At 68.7% G+C, this 15,647-nt stretch carries 12 protein-coding genes; 9 read left to right on the top strand and 3 right to left on the bottom strand.

Features of this window, described 5'->3' with window-relative positions; all coding sequences use genetic code 11:
• Positions 1 to 20: 20 nt before the first annotated feature.
• Positions 21 to 1,253: an XRE family transcriptional regulator gene (locus tag AB0F41_RS21900; protein WP_357426575.1), complete on the bottom strand. Its 1,233-nt coding sequence runs from the start codon at positions 1,251 to 1,253 to the stop codon at positions 21 to 23.
• 214 nt (positions 1,254 to 1,467) lie between these two features.
• Between AB0F41_RS21900 and AB0F41_RS21895 the strand changes: the two genes are divergently transcribed.
• On the top strand, positions 1,468 to 1,773 hold the full coding sequence (locus tag AB0F41_RS21895; protein ID WP_357426573.1) for a hypothetical protein: 306 nt from the start codon (positions 1,468 to 1,470) through the stop codon (positions 1,771 to 1,773).
• A 30-nt stretch (positions 1,774 to 1,803) separates the two neighbouring features.
• Here the strand turns inward: AB0F41_RS21895 and AB0F41_RS21890 are convergent, their stop codons facing one another.
• Complete coding sequence (locus AB0F41_RS21890; RefSeq protein ID WP_357426640.1) at positions 1,804 to 2,658, bottom strand: PAC2 family protein; 855 nt, start codon at positions 2,656 to 2,658, stop codon at positions 1,804 to 1,806.
• Between the two features lie 191 nt (positions 2,659 to 2,849).
• On the opposite strand from AB0F41_RS21890, the gene metH reads away from it, so the two are divergent.
• From metH to hisG, 8 genes are all read left to right on the top strand, one after another.
• Positions 2,850 to 6,446: a methionine synthase gene (gene metH, locus AB0F41_RS21885; RefSeq protein ID WP_357426571.1), complete on the top strand. Its 3,597-nt coding sequence runs from the start codon at positions 2,850 to 2,852 to the stop codon at positions 6,444 to 6,446.
• A 316-nt stretch (positions 6,447 to 6,762) separates the two neighbouring features.
• Positions 6,763 to 8,391 carry a serine/threonine-protein kinase gene (locus AB0F41_RS21880; RefSeq protein WP_357426568.1) on the top strand — a complete coding sequence of 543 codons (1,629 nt, stop codon included), beginning with the start codon at positions 6,763 to 6,765 and terminating at the stop codon, positions 8,389 to 8,391.
• 3 nt (positions 8,392 to 8,394) lie between these two features.
• Positions 8,395 to 9,108: an HAD family phosphatase gene (locus tag AB0F41_RS21875; RefSeq protein ID WP_357426566.1), complete on the top strand. Its 714-nt coding sequence runs from the start codon at positions 8,395 to 8,397 to the stop codon at positions 9,106 to 9,108.
• A 215-nt stretch (positions 9,109 to 9,323) separates the two neighbouring features.
• Positions 9,324 to 10,184 carry an arpA protein gene (locus tag AB0F41_RS21870; RefSeq protein ID WP_357426564.1) on the top strand — a complete coding sequence of 287 codons (861 nt, stop codon included), beginning with the start codon at positions 9,324 to 9,326 and terminating at the stop codon, positions 10,182 to 10,184.
• A gap of 47 nt (positions 10,185 to 10,231) precedes the next feature.
• Positions 10,232 to 11,053 (top strand): class I SAM-dependent methyltransferase, encoded by an 822-nt coding sequence (locus AB0F41_RS21865; protein WP_357426562.1) that lies wholly within the window; start codon positions 10,232 to 10,234, stop codon positions 11,051 to 11,053.
• Positions 11,054 to 11,110: 57 nt separating this feature from the next.
• The gene (locus AB0F41_RS21860; protein WP_357426560.1) at positions 11,111 to 12,925 is read left to right on the top strand and encodes a choline/carnitine O-acyltransferase; all 1,815 of its coding nucleotides are present in this window, start codon (positions 11,111 to 11,113) and stop codon (positions 12,923 to 12,925) included.
• Positions 12,926 to 13,017: 92 nt separating this feature from the next.
• Positions 13,018 to 13,281: a phosphoribosyl-ATP diphosphatase gene (locus AB0F41_RS21855; protein ID WP_357426558.1), complete on the top strand. Its 264-nt coding sequence runs from the start codon at positions 13,018 to 13,020 to the stop codon at positions 13,279 to 13,281.
• A gap of 37 nt (positions 13,282 to 13,318) precedes the next feature.
• Complete coding sequence (gene hisG, locus AB0F41_RS21850; protein ID WP_357426556.1) at positions 13,319 to 14,170, top strand: ATP phosphoribosyltransferase; 852 nt, start codon at positions 13,319 to 13,321, stop codon at positions 14,168 to 14,170.
• Between the two features lie 505 nt (positions 14,171 to 14,675).
• Here hisG and AB0F41_RS21845 read toward each other — a convergent pair.
• A complete protein-coding gene (locus AB0F41_RS21845; protein ID WP_357426554.1) occupies positions 14,676 to 15,605 on the bottom strand; it encodes a RecB family exonuclease in 930 nt (309 codons plus the stop codon).
• Between the last annotated feature and the right edge of the window lie 42 nt (positions 15,606 to 15,647).

Genomic DNA, 15,647 nt, shown 5'->3' with positions numbered 1-15,647 from the left:
GGGCGGCGCCGGGTAAGCGCTCAGACTCCGGACAACGATCGCAGTTCGTCCAGGTATTCGCGGGTTCGTGGGTCACCCGGGAAATAGGTCACCAGTTCCTGCGCCACTTCGCTGCCGATGGACAGCAGTGAGGGCAGCGACCGGCGTCTGGCGCCGAACGCCTGCAGTCCTTCGGCGACCGCCTGTTCCACATCCCGGGCCCGCGCGGCCACCACGGCCAGGGTGAGATGGGCCTCCGCGACCCGCATCGGATTGCGGACGGTGCCGTCGAGGGTGGTGGAGTCGGCCAGCACCGCCCGGGCGAAACTCGCGGCCTGCGCGTCGTCGCCGACCACCCGGCAGCAGTCCATCGCATAGAAATCGAATTTCTGCGGGTCCACCACGAAATGGTTCTCCAGATCCTCGGGGTGCCCGAGTCGCTCCATCAGTACGCGACCCTCGGTGAGCGCGGTCTCGACGGCGTCGCGATCACCCAACCGCGCCCACGCTTTCGCGCGCTGCGCGGCCAGCTGGACCCCGACACCGCTGGCGGCGCATTCCGGCGGTACCGCCTCGGCCGCCTGGATCACGCCCCGATGGTTGCCCTGGGTGAGCGCGAACCAGGCCGCCAATTCCGAACTCCAGCCGATGATCTCGGAATGCCCGGCCTCCTGGCCCAGCGAACGGGCGGCCCGCCGGGTGGCCTCGGCGCCGCTGCGCCGGCCCAGATCGTAATCCAGGCAGCCCAGCAGTAGCGCGACCCAGCCCGCCAGTTCCAGGACCTCCCTGTGCTGGGCGAGGGTGAGCCGGCTGTCGAGCAGCGCGGCGATCCGGCGCAGCCAGCCGGTGGCCTCGTGATGCAGTGCGTGCGCGTCGGTGGAGGAGTAGTCGCAGCACAGCCTTTGGGCCGTGATCCGGACGGCGTCGAGGGTGGCGGCCGAAACATCGGACATTCGTAGCCGTCCCATGAACTCGAGCGTGTCCATCCCGGTGGCGGTGAGCAATTCGTCGTCCCGGCTGGGACGGGCCTTGGGGAAGAACGCGGCGGCGACGGAGTCGAAGGCGGAGGCGATGAGGGGTGCGTAGAACTCGTCGGGACGGGATTCGCCCGATTCCCAACGGCGCCAATTGCGTAGCAGGGTGCTGTCGGTCGGCAGGTTATGGGAGGATTTGGCGCGTAGCGCGCGTACGGCATCCGCTTGTGACCACCCACGCGCATCGCGTTCCGAGCGCATCCGGACGGCCCACAGCGGACGATCTTCAGCAGCAGTCACGCCGCCAGTATTGCACCAGCAAACTCCTGGTGGACCGTATAGGGCATCCAGATGTCCCCCGCATGACCTCTTTTGCCCTTGTCGGCGTTGGGTCATCCTCGAATCGAACCGGTTTATTGCCGGTTCAAGCAACACCCCCGCGAATGCGGGGAGGAGATCCCGGAGCAGGAAATGGTTCCCCGCCCCCGTGTGGGGAAGGATTCAGGAGGTTCGGGTGGAAGCGTTGGTATACGGGTATTTACGCGACGATCTGGCCGCGGGCGACGGTGACGATATGGAGGCCGCGCTACGCGACCTGGCCGATGCCCAAGGACTGTGCTTCGCCGCGACCTTCCATGAATCACATGCGGGCGACGGCACAGCGTTCGCAGAACTGACCCGGGAACTCCTGCGAGCGGACGCCCACCATGTGGTCGTTCCCTCGCTCGATCACCTCACCGGCCAGACGATTCCCCGCGAGTTGCTCATCGCGAAACTGGCCAGTGATGCCGCCGCCCGCATCTGGTCGGTGGCCGGCTGAACCGAGGGCCCGGCGGCCCGGCGTCCCCCCTCAGCGACCGAAGCCGCCGGGTCCTCGTCTGCGCAGATACTTCTCGAACTCCGCCGCGATGGCATCCCCGTCGATCTTGGCCATCGCCTCGTTCACATCGATCGCGGCGTCGCCGCGTTCCTCGAGCGACCGGACGTATTCGGCGATCTCCTCGTCGGCGACGGTCATCTCGTTCACCGTCGACTCCCATTCCTCGGCCTGCTGCGGTAGTTCCCGCATCGGCACCTCGATATCGAGGACCTCCTCCACCCGGTGCAGCAGCGCGATCGTCGCCTTCGGGTTGGGTGGCTGCGAGACGTAATGCGGTACCGCGGCCCAGAACGACACCGCCGGAATACCGGCCTTCACACATTCGTCCTGCAGAACCCCGGTGATCCCGGTGGGACCTTCGTAGCGGGTCTGCTCGAGGTCGAACCGTTCGGCGGCCTCTTTGCTGTACGCCGAACCGGTCACCGGCACCGGGCGGGTATGCGGGGTATCGGCCAGCAACGCCCCCAGGATGACCACCGTCTGTACGCCGAGCTGATCGATGAACTCCAGCAGATCCGCGCAGAAGCGCCGCCACCGCATATTCGGTTCGATACCGCGCAGGAGCACCACATCGCGATCGCTGCCGGGCGGGGAGCACACCGACAGCGTGGTCGCCGGCCAGACGATCTCCCGGGTGACTCCCTCGACCTGCCGCACCATCGGACGGTTCACCTGGTAGTCGTAGTAGTCCTCGGAATCGAGCTCGGCCAGCGGCCGCGCATCCCAGATCAACTCCAGATGCTCCACCGCCCCGCTGGCGGCGTCACCGGCGTCGTTCCAGCCCTCGAAGGCGGCAACGAGCACCGGGTCGCGCAGTGCGGGCATTTCCCGATCCACCGGAGATTCACTCGAGCTCACCCCTGCCAGCCTACGGGGCGGGTGGCGACCGGCGCGCAGTATCGGTACCGTCGCGCCTGTCGCAGCGGCCCCGGTGAGGTGGGCCGTCGCTGTGGCCGCCCGCACAGGGGGTCCGGCGGGGCGCGGGCGCCGTGGGGCCGACCACTACTCTGGAATCCATGTCTGCCTCCCGCTCCGCCGAGTTCGACACCACGCTGCTCGACACCCTCAGCCGGCGTGTCGTGATCGGCGACGGCGCGATGGGCACGATGTTGCAGGCCGTGGATCTCACGCTCGACGATTTCCGCGGTCTGGAGGGGTGCAACGAGATCCTCAACGACACCCGTCCCGAGGTGCTGCGGCATATCCACCGGGCCTATTTCGAGGCCGGCGCCGATGCCGTGGAAACCAACACCTTCGGCTGCAATCTGCCCAACCTCGCCGACTACGATATCGCCGACCGCATCCGTGACCTGTCGGAGAAGGGCACCCGGCTGGCCCGGGAGGTCGCCGACGAGATGGGCCCGGGGCCCGACGGCGTACCGCGCTACGTACTGGGGTCGATGGGACCGGGCACCAAACTCCCGACCCTCGGCCACGCGCCCTACACCAGCCTGCGCGATGCCTACACCGAGGCCGCGCTCGGCATGCTCGACGGCGGCGCCGACGCCGTGCTCATCGAGACCTGCCAGGACCTGCTGCAGGTCAAGGCGGCGATCAACGGCACCCGGCAGGCGATGGACCGGGCCGGGCGGCGTATTCCGATCATCACCCACGTCACCGTCGAGACCACCGGCACCATGCTCGTGGGCAGCGAGATCGGCGCCGCGCTGACCGCGCTCGAACCGCTGGGTATCGATCTCATCGGCCTCAACTGCGCCACCGGTCCGGACGAGATGAGCGAGCACCTCCGCTATCTCTCCCAGCATTCCCGGATCCCGGTCTCGGTGATGCCGAACGCCGGCCTGCCGGTGCTGGGCGCCAATGGGGCCGAGTATCCGCTCACCCCGGAAGAACTGGCCGCCGCGCTGCGCGGGTTCGTCGCGGACTACGGCCTGGCCCTGGTCGGCGGCTGCTGTGGCACCACCCCGGAACATATCCGCCAGGTCGCCGCGGCCGTGCGCGAGGTGGAGCCCGGACTCGCGCCCATCGGGCAGCGCCGGAACCCGGAACCCGAACCCAGCGTGTCCAGTATGTACACCGCGGTGCCGTTCCGGCAGGACGCCAGTGTGCTGATGATCGGCGAACGGACCAACGCCAACGGATCAAAGGCGTTCCGTGACGCGATGCTCGCGCAGGACTGGGCGAAATGCCTGGATATCGCCAAGGACCAGACCCGCGACGGCGCCCATGTGCTCGATCTGTGCGTCGACTACGTGGGCCGCGACGGCAGTGCCGATATGTCGGAACTGGCGTCCCGTCTGGCCACCGCCTCCACCCTGCCCATCATGCTCGACTCCACCGAAACACCGGTGCTGCGCGCCGGGCTGGAACACCTCGGCGGGCGCTGCGCGGTGAACTCGGTGAACTACGAGGACGGCGACGGGCCCGACTCGCGGTTCCAGCAGACCATGAGCCTGGTCGCCGAGCACGGCGCCGCGGTGGTCGCGCTGACCATCGACGAAGAGGGCCAGGCCCGTACCGCCGAGCACAAGGTCGCCATCGCCGAACGGCTGATCGCCGATATCACCGGCAACTGGGGCCTGCACGTCGGCGATATCATCATCGACACCCTCACCTTCACCCTCGGCACCGGGCAGGAGGAATCCCGCCGCGACGGCCTGGAGACCATCGAGGCCATCCGGGAACTCAAACGCCGGCATCCCGGGGTGCAGACCACGCTGGGCCTGTCGAATATCTCCTTCGGCCTCAATCCGGCCGCGCGGCAGGTGCTGAACTCGGTCTTCATGCACGAATGCGTCCAGGCGGGGCTGGACAGCGCCATCGTGCACGCCTCGAAGATCCTGCCCATCAGCCGGATTCCGGACGAACAGCGCGACACCGCCCTGGACCTGGTCTACGACCGCCGGAGCGAGGGCTACGACCCGCTGCAGAAACTGATGCAACTCTTCGAGGGGGTGTCGGCGGCCGATTCCCGTGCCTCCCGCGCCGACGAACTGGCGGCACTGCCGCTGTTCGACCGGCTGGAGCGACGCATCGTCGACGGCGAACGCAACGGTATGGACGCCGACCTGGACGAGGCGATGCGGGAAGTGCCGCCACTGCGGATCATCAACGAGACCCTGCTGTCCGGGATGAAGACGGTGGGCGAACTGTTCGGCTCCGGCCAGATGCAGCTGCCGTTCGTGCTGCAGTCGGCCGAGGTGATGAAAGCCGCTGTGGCCCATCTCGAACCGCATATGGAGGCCACCGACGACAGCGGCAAGGGACGCGTGGTCCTGGCCACCGTCAAAGGCGATGTGCACGATATCGGCAAGAACCTGGTGGACATCATCCTGTCCAACAACGGCTACGAAGTCGTGAACCTCGGTATCAAACAGCCCATCGCGAGCATCCTCGACGCCGCGCTGGACAAGAAGGCCGATGTGATCGGGATGTCGGGGCTGCTGGTCAAGTCCACCGTGGTGATGAAGGAGAACCTGGAAGAGCTGAACACCCGCGGGATGGCGGAGCAGTTCCCGGTGCTGCTGGGCGGCGCCGCGCTCACCCGCTCCTATGTCGAGAACGATCTCACCGGGGTCTACGAGGGCGATGTGCACTACGCCCGCGACGCGTTCGAGGGCCTGCGCCTGATGGACGAGATCATGGCGCGTAAACGCGGCGAGGGCCCCGACCCCGACAGCCCGGAGGCGGTCGCGGCGCGGAAGAAGGCCGCCGAGCGCAAGGCCCGCCACGAACGTTCGCAGCGGATCGCCGAACAGCGGCGCGCCGCCGAAACCCCGATCGAGGTGCCGGCCCGTTCGGATGTGGCCGCCGACGTGCCGGTGCCGGTACCGCCGTTCTGGGGCACCCGGGTGGTCAAGGGCCTGCCGGTGCACGAGTACGCCGGTCTGCTCGACGAGCGTGCGCTGTTCCTGGGGCAGTGGGGGCTTCGCGGACAGCGGGGCGGCGAGGGGCCCAGCTACGAGGAACTGGTGGAGTCCGACGGCCGGCCGCGGTTGCGGGCCTGGCTGGACCGGTTGAGCACCGAGGGGGTCCTACAGCACGCGGCGGTGGTGTACGGGTACTTCCCGGCGGTGTCCGAGGGCGATGACGTGCTGGTGCTCACCGAACCGGAACCCGATGCGCCGGTGCGGTATCGCTTCACCTTCCCGCGTCAGCAGCGCGACCGCTTTCTCTGCGTCGCCGATTTCCTCCGGTCGCACGAGGACGCGCGGAAGACCGGGCAGGTGGATGTGCTGCCGTTCCAGCTGGTGACCATGGGGCAGCCGATCGCCGATTTCGCGAACGAGCTGTTCGCCGCGGACAACTACCGCGACTACCTCGAGGTGCACGGGATCGGCGTGCAGCTCACCGAGGCGCTCGCCGAATACTGGCACCGCCGGATCCGTGAGGAACTCACCCTCGACGGGCACGCGATCGCCGAATCGGATCCGGCGGAGGTCGCCGAGTACTTCAAACTCGGTTATCGCGGCGCGCGCTACTCCTTCGGGTACGGCGCCTGCCCGGATCTGGAAGACCGCGCGAAGCTGGTGGATCTGCTCGACGCCGGACGTCTCGGGGTGACCTTGTCGGAGGAACTGCAGCTCCATCCCGAGCAGTCGACCGACGCGTTCGTGCTGTTGCATCCGGAGGCGAAATACTTCAGTGTCTGAGCCGGACTAAACATGATGCCGGTGTGATTGTGATCACCAGATGGTCGCGCCGGATACCGGGTATTGCCGATCAGATGCGGTATACGCAGGTGAACAGGGTTCCGCAGGTTCGGCAATCGCGCACTGCCCGCACGGGTTCCGGGTGCCGGAGCGTAGGATTTCCGGGAATTTCCGCTGAGGTTCCCGCCGAACCAGAAATCCGGACGACGTGGTCCGGGACCGGTGGCGCCGGACCGGAGCGGAGCCGTAGGCAGCCGCCTGTGAACGCGCGGAGTGCTGGACGACTCGGCGGCGAGCAGAAGGGCCACGACAACACATGACCAAGGATCGGCTGATCGCCGGACGGTATCGGCTCACGGATCCCATCGGCACCGGCGCGATGGGTGTCGTGTGGCGCGCTCTCGATATCCGGTTGCAGCGCACCGTTGCGGTCAAGCAGGTGCTGCTCGGCCCGAACCTGACCGAGCAGCAGACCGCCGAGGCCCGGAAACGCGCGCTGCGCGAGGGCCGGATCGCCGCACGCCTGCACCATCCCAACGCCATCTCGGTGTTCGATGTCGCCGACGAGGACGGACAGCCCTGGCTCGTCATGGAATACATGAACGCGCCCAGCCTGGCCAGCCGACTCAATCTCGACGGCACCATGGGGCCGCTCGAGGTGGCGCGCATCGGCGCCCAGGCGGCCGCCGCGCTCGCCGCGGCCCATGACGCCGGGATCGTCCACCGCGACGTGAAACCGGCGAACCTGCTGGTCGGCGACGACGGTACGGTGAAGATCACCGATTTCGGAATCTCGCGTGCCACCGGCGACGTCACCGTCACCGCCACGGGTTTCCTCGCCGGGACCCCCGCCTACCTCGCCCCCGAGGTCGCCCGGGGTGAGGAACCGAAATCACCCTCGGATGTCTTCGCGCTGGGTTCGACCCTCTATCACGCCAATACCGGCCGTCCGCCGTTCGGCGACGGTGACAACCCGCTGGCGGTCCTGCACGCGGTCGCCGGCGGCCGGGTCGAACCGCCCGCCGATGCCGGGGCACTGGGCCCGGTGCTGATGCGGTTGCTGGAGACCGAGGCCGAGACCAGGCCGACGATGGACGAGGCCCGTGCCATGCTCGCGGATGTGGCCGCCGGCCGGGCGCCGGAACCCACCGCGTCTCCGGCTCCGGTGCCGCCGACCACCACCAAGGTGCTGCCCGCGGGCTACGCGGCCGCCGCGCCGGCAACCGGCCGTCCCGCCGAATCCGATTCCACGCCGCCACGCGCCGCCGTCGCGGCCGCCGCCACGCCTGCGTTCCGCGCTCCGGGTCCCGCGCCCGCACCGGGCCGCGGTGCCCCGCCGGCCGCCCCGGTTCCGCCGCCGGTACCCCCGGCCGCCGGGCCCGGCGGTTCCGGCGGCCGCGGTTCCGGTGGTCGTACCAAGATCGCCGTACTGGCGGGCGTGGCGGCCCTGATCCTCGTGGTGACCGTCGGCCTGGTGCTGGCCAACGGAGGCGGCGAACCGGGCGATTCCGCCGCGGACGACCCGGGAACCAGCCAGGCGCTCGCCCCGGAGGCCACCGATTCCACGGATCCGGGCGCCGAGACCACCCGCCCTCCGGCCACCACGACGCCCGCCCCGACCACCGAAACCGGTCCGCCCACCCCGGCGCGGGTGGAGCAGTTCGTGCGCGGCTACTACGGGCTGCTCCCCGCGAACCCCTCGGCCGCATGGGCACAGCTCACCCCCGGTTATCAGGCATCGACCGGGGGTTTCGCCGATTACTCCGGATTCTGGTCGACCATCGGCGGGGTGAGTATCGGTTCGGTGCGGCCGTCGGGCAACGACACCGTGATCGCCACGGTCACCTACACCATGCGGGACGGGTCCACGCAGTCGGAGAACCGGTCCTTCCAGGTGGTTCCGGGGAACGGGCAACTGTTGATCAACGCCTCGCAGGTGGTGTGAACGATGGGCCGGCTCGCCGGAGTGCTCTGGGATATGGACGGCACCCTGCTCGATTCGGAGAAGCTGTGGGATATCGGCGTGCACGAACTGGCGCGGGAGCTGGGCCGGGAGATGACACAGGAGATCCGGCACGCGCTGATCGGGGCCTCCGGGGTGAACGCGCTGCGGATCATGTTCGCCGAACTCGGAGTCGATCCGGAGCCCGCGGCCGTCCGGGAGGCGGGGGAGTTCCTGGAACGGCGGGTCACCGAGCTCATGACCGGGCCGATCCCGTGGCGTCCGGGGGCGGCCGAAGCACTGGATATGGTGCGGGCGACCGGTCTGCCGTGCGCGCTGGTGACCAACACCAAACGGTCGCTCACCGAGTTGGCGCTCGAGACGCTGGGCCGGCAGCGATTCGACGTTTCGGTCTGTGGTGACGAGGTTCCGCACGGAAAACCCGATCCGGCGGTCTATCTGCGTGCCGCGCAACTGATCGGCGTGGATCCCGGTGACTGCGTGGCCATCGAGGATTCGGCGACCGGGGTGGCCGCCGCCGCGGCCGCGGGATGCGGCGTGCTGGTGGTGCCCTGTGAGATCCCGGTGGCGGTCCATCCGGCCCGGGTGCACCGTGACGGCCTGGTAGGGCTGACGCGGGCGGAACTCGACGATGTACTGGCCGTCGCCGAGCGTGCCGCCGGGGGCGAAGTGGTGACCGTGGAGCGCACGCCAGGGTGAACTCCCGGTCATCCGGGCTGGGGTGATCCCGCATCGCGTGAGGGCGAATCATCCGATCATCGGCCGCATTTCGGCCATCCGCCCGTGGATATCGACAACGCGGGCCCGCGAATACTGTTGCGAATCAACAAAACCGATCGGTCCGTGACCGGACTCACCAGTTGAGTACCGCGTTTACCGGGCGTGTCGCAGACAGCTCCGATAACAATATCGGCATGGCCGCCACGGTGACCTTGGACGAGATCGTCGATACCTCCCGCTACCCGATCGCCGATTCCGGCGCGCCCGCACGCCGCGAGGCGGTCGCGGCGGCACGGGCCGATCTGGCGGAGGACGGCTGCACCGTCCTGCGCGAATTCATCCGGCCCGAGTTGCATGCGCTGCTCGGTACGCAGGGCGAGGCGATGGCACCGCACGCCTACTACCGGACGGAGCGGGTCAACGCCTACAACATTCCGCTGGACACCGAACTGCCCGAGGATCATCCGGGCCGGATCATCTTCGAACGGGGCAACGCGTTCGTGCCCCGCGATCGGATCCCCACCGGCGCGCTGATCCACCGCCTCTACACCGATGCTGCGTTCCAGCGCTTCCTCGCCGACTGCTTCGGCCACGACCGGCTGCACGAGTTCGCCGACCCGCTGGCCGGCCTCGTGCTCAACGTGGTCGCGCCCGGCAACTCCCACCCCTGGCATTTCGATACGAACGAGTTCACCGTCAGCATGCTCACCACCAGCCCGGAGTCCGGGGGAGTCTTCGAGTACTGCCCGGGGATCCGGTCGCCCCATACGGAGAATCTCGCGGACGTGCACGCGGTCCTCACCGGGACCGGCGAACGCCTCGTACGGCGGCTGGAACTGCGCCCCGGCGATCTGCAGCTGTTCCAGGGGAGGTTCTCGCTGCACCGGGTATCGCCGGTGCGCGGCGAGACCCCCCGGCATACGGCGATCTTCGCCTACAGTGACCGGCCCGGTGTCATCGGCACCGTGGAACGCACCCGCCAGCTCTTCGGGCGGGTGCTCCCGGAACATCTCGCGGCGGCCGACGCCGTCCGGGGTGACCGGCTACTCGATTGACCGGAAAACCGATCGAGTAGGTACAGCGCGACCGAGAGGAACACACCGTGCCCGTGCCGTTGCACACCACCGGGAAAGCATCCTTCGACGACATCTACTCGAGACCGGATCCCCGCGACTACTACGCGCGGATGTCGGAGCTGGACTATCGCATCCCCGAACTGGCGAAACCCCATCTGCGCGCACAGATCACCGAATACCGGAGAGTCACCGGCTCGGCACCGGCGGTTCTCGATATCGGCTGCTCGTACGGTGTGAACGCGGCGCTGCTGCGGCTGGACACCACATTGGCGGAACTGGCCGGGTCCTACGCCGGGTCCACCGCCGCAACGCAGGAGCTGATCGAGGCCGACCGGGCCCGCCTGGCCGGCGCGGACGCCCTCCCGGGGGTGCGTTTCCTCGGTATGGACGCCTCGGCGCCGGCGCTGGAATACGCGAAGGCCGCGGGCCTGCTGGACGGGATCGTGCACGCCGATCTCGAGGCCACCGACCCCGGCGACGAACAACGCGAGATCCTGGCCGCCGCCGATCTGGTGATCTCCACCGGCTGTATCGGCTACGTCACCGAGAAGACGATCTCCCGGATCGCCACCGCGCACCCCGAACGCCGACCCTGGATGGCGCACTTCGTGCTGCGCATGTACGGTTTCGCAACAATCGAGGCGGAACTCGAGGCGCTCGGCTACCGCACCGAACGAATGCCCGGTGAGTTCGCCCAGCGCCGCTTCGCCTCGGAGGCCGAACGGGAGCAGGTGCTCGATACGCTGACCGGCCAGGGCATCGCGACCGCGGGTCTCGAGGACGAGGGCCTGCTGTATGCCAATCTCTATGTGTCCCGGCCGCTTTCGGCACCGCGCCCTACCGTGTGACCGCGCCGGGCACCTGTCCGACGACCGAGCGAGAACGACCGAACCGGAGAAACCGACTTGACCGAACCCACCTTCGCCGCCGAAGACACCCTGCCCAGGGTGCCGCTGCCGACCCTGGAGAACAGTGGTGCGCGTTTCCTCGAATGGTGCGCACCACTGCTGACCGCCGCGGAACTGGCCGCGACCGAAGAGGCCGTTACCGACCTGCTGCGCCCCGGCGGTCCCGGGCAGGTGCTGAATCAGGCGCTGCGTGAGTACGACGAAACCCCCGGCGTGGGCAGCTGGCTGGACGAGTTCTGGCCGTCGCGCTACCTGGGCCGGCGGGACCGGATCGCGCTGAACGCCAATTTCTTCTTCCTGTTCCGGGACGACACCGCGCTCGCGGCTTCCACCGCGGCCGATCAGGCAGAGCGGGGAGCGGCCCTCGTCGCGGCCGCCGTCGACTACAAACTGGCACTCGATCAGGAGCGGATCCCGCCGATCATCCAGCGTGGGCAGCGACTGTCCATGTGGCAGAACAAGTACCTGTTCTCCGAAACACGTATCCCGGGAATCGACCAGGACACGGTGCGGGTGCCCTACACCGACGAGTGGCCGGGGCCCTCCGCCGCCCGGCACATCCTGGTGCTGCACCGCGGCAGTATGTTCCGGATGGACGTGCTCGGCCCCGACGGTGATCCCTACGCCTTCGAGGACCTGACCGCCGGACTGTGCGCGATCCTGAAATCGGCGACCGAGCCGGCGCCCGCCGGCACCAGCGTGGGGCATCTGACCACCGCGGCCCGCGCCGACTGGGCCCGGGCCCGGGCCGAACTGCTCACCGACCCGGACAATGCGGCCACCCTCGATACGATCGAAACCGCCCTGTTCTGCGTCTGCCTCGAGGATTTCGCCCCCCGCGACGAACTGCACGCCTCCGACACCCTGCTGCACGGGGACAGCGCCAACCGGTGGTTCGACAAATCGGTGTCGTTCATCGTCTTCGCCGACGGCCAGGCCGGTATCAATGTCGAACACTGCGGTCTGGACGGCACCACCATCCTGTCCTTCGTCGACGCCCTGCTGGAGACACCGGTCGCCGAACACGCGGAACGTTCGGGCGCCCGCGATCAGGGGCTGCCCCCGACCGAACAGCTCGAGTTCCGGCTCGACGCCGGACAGCGGGCAGCGGTCGTGGCGGCGGGCGAGGCGTTCGGGCAGTACGCGGCGGACAACGCCACCATCACGGTGTCGTTCGAGGATTTCGGCACCACCCGCGCCAAACAGCTCGGCATCTCCCCGGACGCGTTCGCTCAGCTGAGCTACCAGCTGGCGCACCGGCGCAGTAAAGGTCTCACCGGCGCCACCTATGAATCCATCGCCACCCGGCAGTACCGCAACGGCCGCACCGAGGCGATGCGGGTGGTGACCCCGGAGATGATCACCTTCGCCGACATCATGCAGGACCCGGCCGCCGGCGACGCCGCCAAACTGGCGGCCGCCCGCGCGGCCGCGGGCGCGCATGTGGCGCGGGCCAAACAGTGCCAGACGGGCGAGGCACCCGAACAGCATCTGTGGGAACTCGAATGGATCCAGCGGCGGCGCGGCGCCGAACTGGGCGTCACCGATCCGATCCCGCTGTACTCCAGCCCGGGCTGGACGGTGATGCGCGACGACTATCTGAGCACCAGCTCGGCACCGTCGGTGAACATCCGCTACTTCGGTTTCGGCTCCACCAGCCCGAAATGCATCGGCGTCGCCTACGTCCTGCTCCCGGACCGGTGGAACCTCTACCTGGCCACCCCGGCTCCGGTGGCCGGCGAGATGCACACCTTCGCCGGTCATCTGCGCACCGCGGTCGCCGAACTGGAAGCCCTGTTCGTGGCGGGTTGATACCCGGATTCCTCCGCCCGGATGCGTGCCACGACACCGCGGCGCGCACTCGGGCGGAGGCCCGGCGCGGTGGTCTGAAACAATGACCTGCCGTGAAGACTTTCGAGGCCCTGTTCGCCGAGCTCCAGGATCGCGCTGCCACCCGGCCCGAGGGGTCGGGCACCGTCGCCGCACTGGACGCGGGCGTCCATACCCAGGGCAAGAAGGTGCTGGAGGAGGCCGGTGAGGTGTGGCTGGCCGCCGAACACGAAGGCGACGACGCGCTCGCCGAGGAGATCTCCCAGCTGCTGTACTGGGTGCAGGTGCTGATGGTGGGCCGCGGGCTGCGGCTGGAGGACGTCTACCGACATCTGTAGACGCCCCGACCGTTCCCCGACTCCGAAAGGACCAACCATGCTGCGCGTCGCCGTCCCCAACAAGGGCGCACTCTCCGAATCCGCGACAGCCATCCTCACCGAGGCCGGCTACCGCAAACGCACCGACTCCCGCGACCTGACCGTGCTGGACCCGGCCAACCAGGTGGAGTTCTTCTTCCTGCGGCCCAAGGACATCGCCATCTACGTCGGCTCCGGTGAACTCGACCTCGGTATCACCGGCCGCGACCTCGCCCTCGACTCCGGGGCCCCCATCCGGGAACGGCTGTCGCTCGGCTTCGGCGGCTCCACCTTCCGCTACGCCGCCCCGCAGGGCCAGGACTGGAAGGTCGAGGATCTACAGGACAAGCGGATCGCGACCTCCTATCCGAACCTGGTACTCGCCGATCTGTCCCGCCGCGGTATCCAGGCCGAGGTCATCCGGCTCGACGGGGCGGTGGAGATCTCCATCCAGCTGGGAGTGGCCGACGCGATCGCCGATGTGGTCGGCTCCGGCCGGACCCTGCGCCAGCACAATCTGGTGGCATTCGGCGATTCGCTGTGCGATTCCGAGGCCGTGCTGATCGAACAGTCCGACTCCGATCAGCGCGACCGCGCCCGTAACCAGCTGATAGCCAGGGTCAAAGGTGTGGTGTTCGCTCAGCAGTATCTGATGCTGGACTACGACTGCCCCAAGGGTCTGCTGGACGCCGCCGCGAAACTCACCCCCGGACTGGAATCACCGACCGTGGCGCCGCTGGCGGACCCCGGCTGGGTGGCCGTCCGGGCCCTCGTACCCCGGCGTAAAGGCAACGAACTGATGGACCAACTGGCCGAACTGGGCGCCCGCGCGATCCTGGCCACCGACATCAGGTCCTGTCGAGCTTTCTGAGTTTTTGGCGCCGCCTCCGGCGTCGCGGGGGTCGAGGCCCCCTGGTGTCCCGTGTTTCCGCCCTCGAGACTGGCGGCTGCGCCGCTTCGCTTCGAGGGCGGAAACACGGGACGGGCCTCGACCCTTTCAGGGCCTCGCTGAACTCGGCGCTTGTGGGCGGGATGGTGGGTTCGATGCGGGGATCGGGGAGGGTGGGATCGGTGAGATTCTGGTTGTCGGTTCTCCAGGGAGCGGGGCGGGTGGGTCCGTCGGGGTGTCGGGATGCCTATTTCTGGGTGCCGCGGGTGTCTTGGAAGGTGTTCGAGGAGTCGGCGGCGACCCGATAGCCGAGTTCTCGGGCAGCCGGTTGGCCCGTGGGGAGGTGCGATACGTCGCCGGACCCGGAGATCGTTGGTTTCCAAGGGACCGGGCCGAGGGTGGTGGTCCCCGGAGTGGGCGAGGCTCGGAGGTCGAGGAGTAGGCGAGTCCGGGCGAGACACTCGGGGATTTCGATGTTGCGAGCGACTCAGAGGGTGTCCTCGGGGGCGGTGGCAAGAACACGATCCGATACCGATTCCGGGCGGGATTCGGAGGGGGTTTCCGGGCCGCCCGGCCAGCCGGGGTACGGGGGCGGGGTTCCGTCGAACGCCGGGCAGAGCCGTTTGTAGGCGCAGTAATCACACAGCCAACCCGGATTCGGTGGAAAATCTCCGGTGTCGCCGGCGGTCCGCACCGCCTGCCAGAGGGCGGTGAGGGTGCGTTCGAAGCGGAGCAGCTCGTCTTCTTCGGGGGCGTAGGTGAGCAGCTGGGCGTCGGCGAGGTAGATCAACCGCAGCTGGGCCGGCAGCACGCCGCGGGAGCGCAGCAGCATCAGGGCGTAGAACTTCAGCTGGAACAGAGCCCGGGTCTCCCGGGTGGGGCCCGGGGACCGGCCGGTCTTGTAGTCCACCACCCGCAGTTCACCGGTGGGCGCCACGTCGATGCGGTCGACGAAACCGCGCAGCGGTGGGCCGCCGGGCAGTTCGACCTCGAGTCTGGTCTCGCACGATTCGGGCTCGAAGCGGCGGGGGTCCTCCAGGCGGTAGTAGGTGCGCACCAGTGCGCGTACCTCCTCCAGGAACGCCTCCGGCCCGGATTCTCCGTCCAGCACCTCCGCGGCCTCGGGTTGTTCGCCGAGAACCCGGTCCCAGGCGGGTCCGGCCAGCGCCAGGGCGTTGTCGGGATCGCGGTCGGCCGCGGGCAGCGCGTACAGCTCCTCGAGGACGGCGTGCACCACGGTGCCGCGCACCTGCTGACGGGACGGGGGCTCCGGTATCCGGTCGATCGTCCGGAGCCGGTACTTCAGCGGGCACTGTTTGAAATCGGCTGCGCGCGAAGGGGACAGCGCGGGGCGGGCGGACCGCGGCGCGGATCCGGGACCGCAACTCGCCGGGGGTGTGCTCGGAGGCGCTGACATACCTGGCAGGCTATCCGGCGGCACCGACACGGGTGCTCGCGC

The sequence above is a fragment of the Nocardia sp. NPDC024068 genome (genome assembly GCF_040638875.1).
Classification (GTDB): Bacteria; Actinomycetota; Actinomycetes; order Mycobacteriales; family Mycobacteriaceae; genus Nocardia.
Note: the sequence above shows the minus strand (reverse complement) of the source record. Positions and strands in the feature narration are given on the sequence as shown.

Bases quoted from the DNA above. Each gene is read 5' to 3' on its own strand.
- hisG (WP_357426556.1), top strand. From the start codon at position 13,319: ATGCTGCGCGTCGCCGTCCCCAACAAGGGCGCACTCTCCGAATCCGCG.
- metH (WP_357426571.1), top strand. From the start codon at position 2,850: ATGTCTGCCTCCCGCTCCGCCGAGTTCGACACCACGCTGCTCGACACC.
- AB0F41_RS21890 (WP_357426640.1), bottom strand. From the start codon at position 2,658: ATGCCCGCACTGCGCGACCCGGTGCTCGTTGCCGCCTTCGAGGGCTGG.
- AB0F41_RS21880 (WP_357426568.1), top strand. From the start codon at position 6,763: ATGACCAAGGATCGGCTGATCGCCGGACGGTATCGGCTCACGGATCCC.
- AB0F41_RS21870 (WP_357426564.1), top strand. From the start codon at position 9,324: ATGGCCGCCACGGTGACCTTGGACGAGATCGTCGATACCTCCCGCTAC.
- AB0F41_RS21875 (WP_357426566.1), top strand. From the start codon at position 8,395: ATGGGCCGGCTCGCCGGAGTGCTCTGGGATATGGACGGCACCCTGCTC.
- AB0F41_RS21845 (WP_357426554.1), bottom strand. From the start codon at position 15,605: ATGTCAGCGCCTCCGAGCACACCCCCGGCGAGTTGCGGTCCCGGATCC.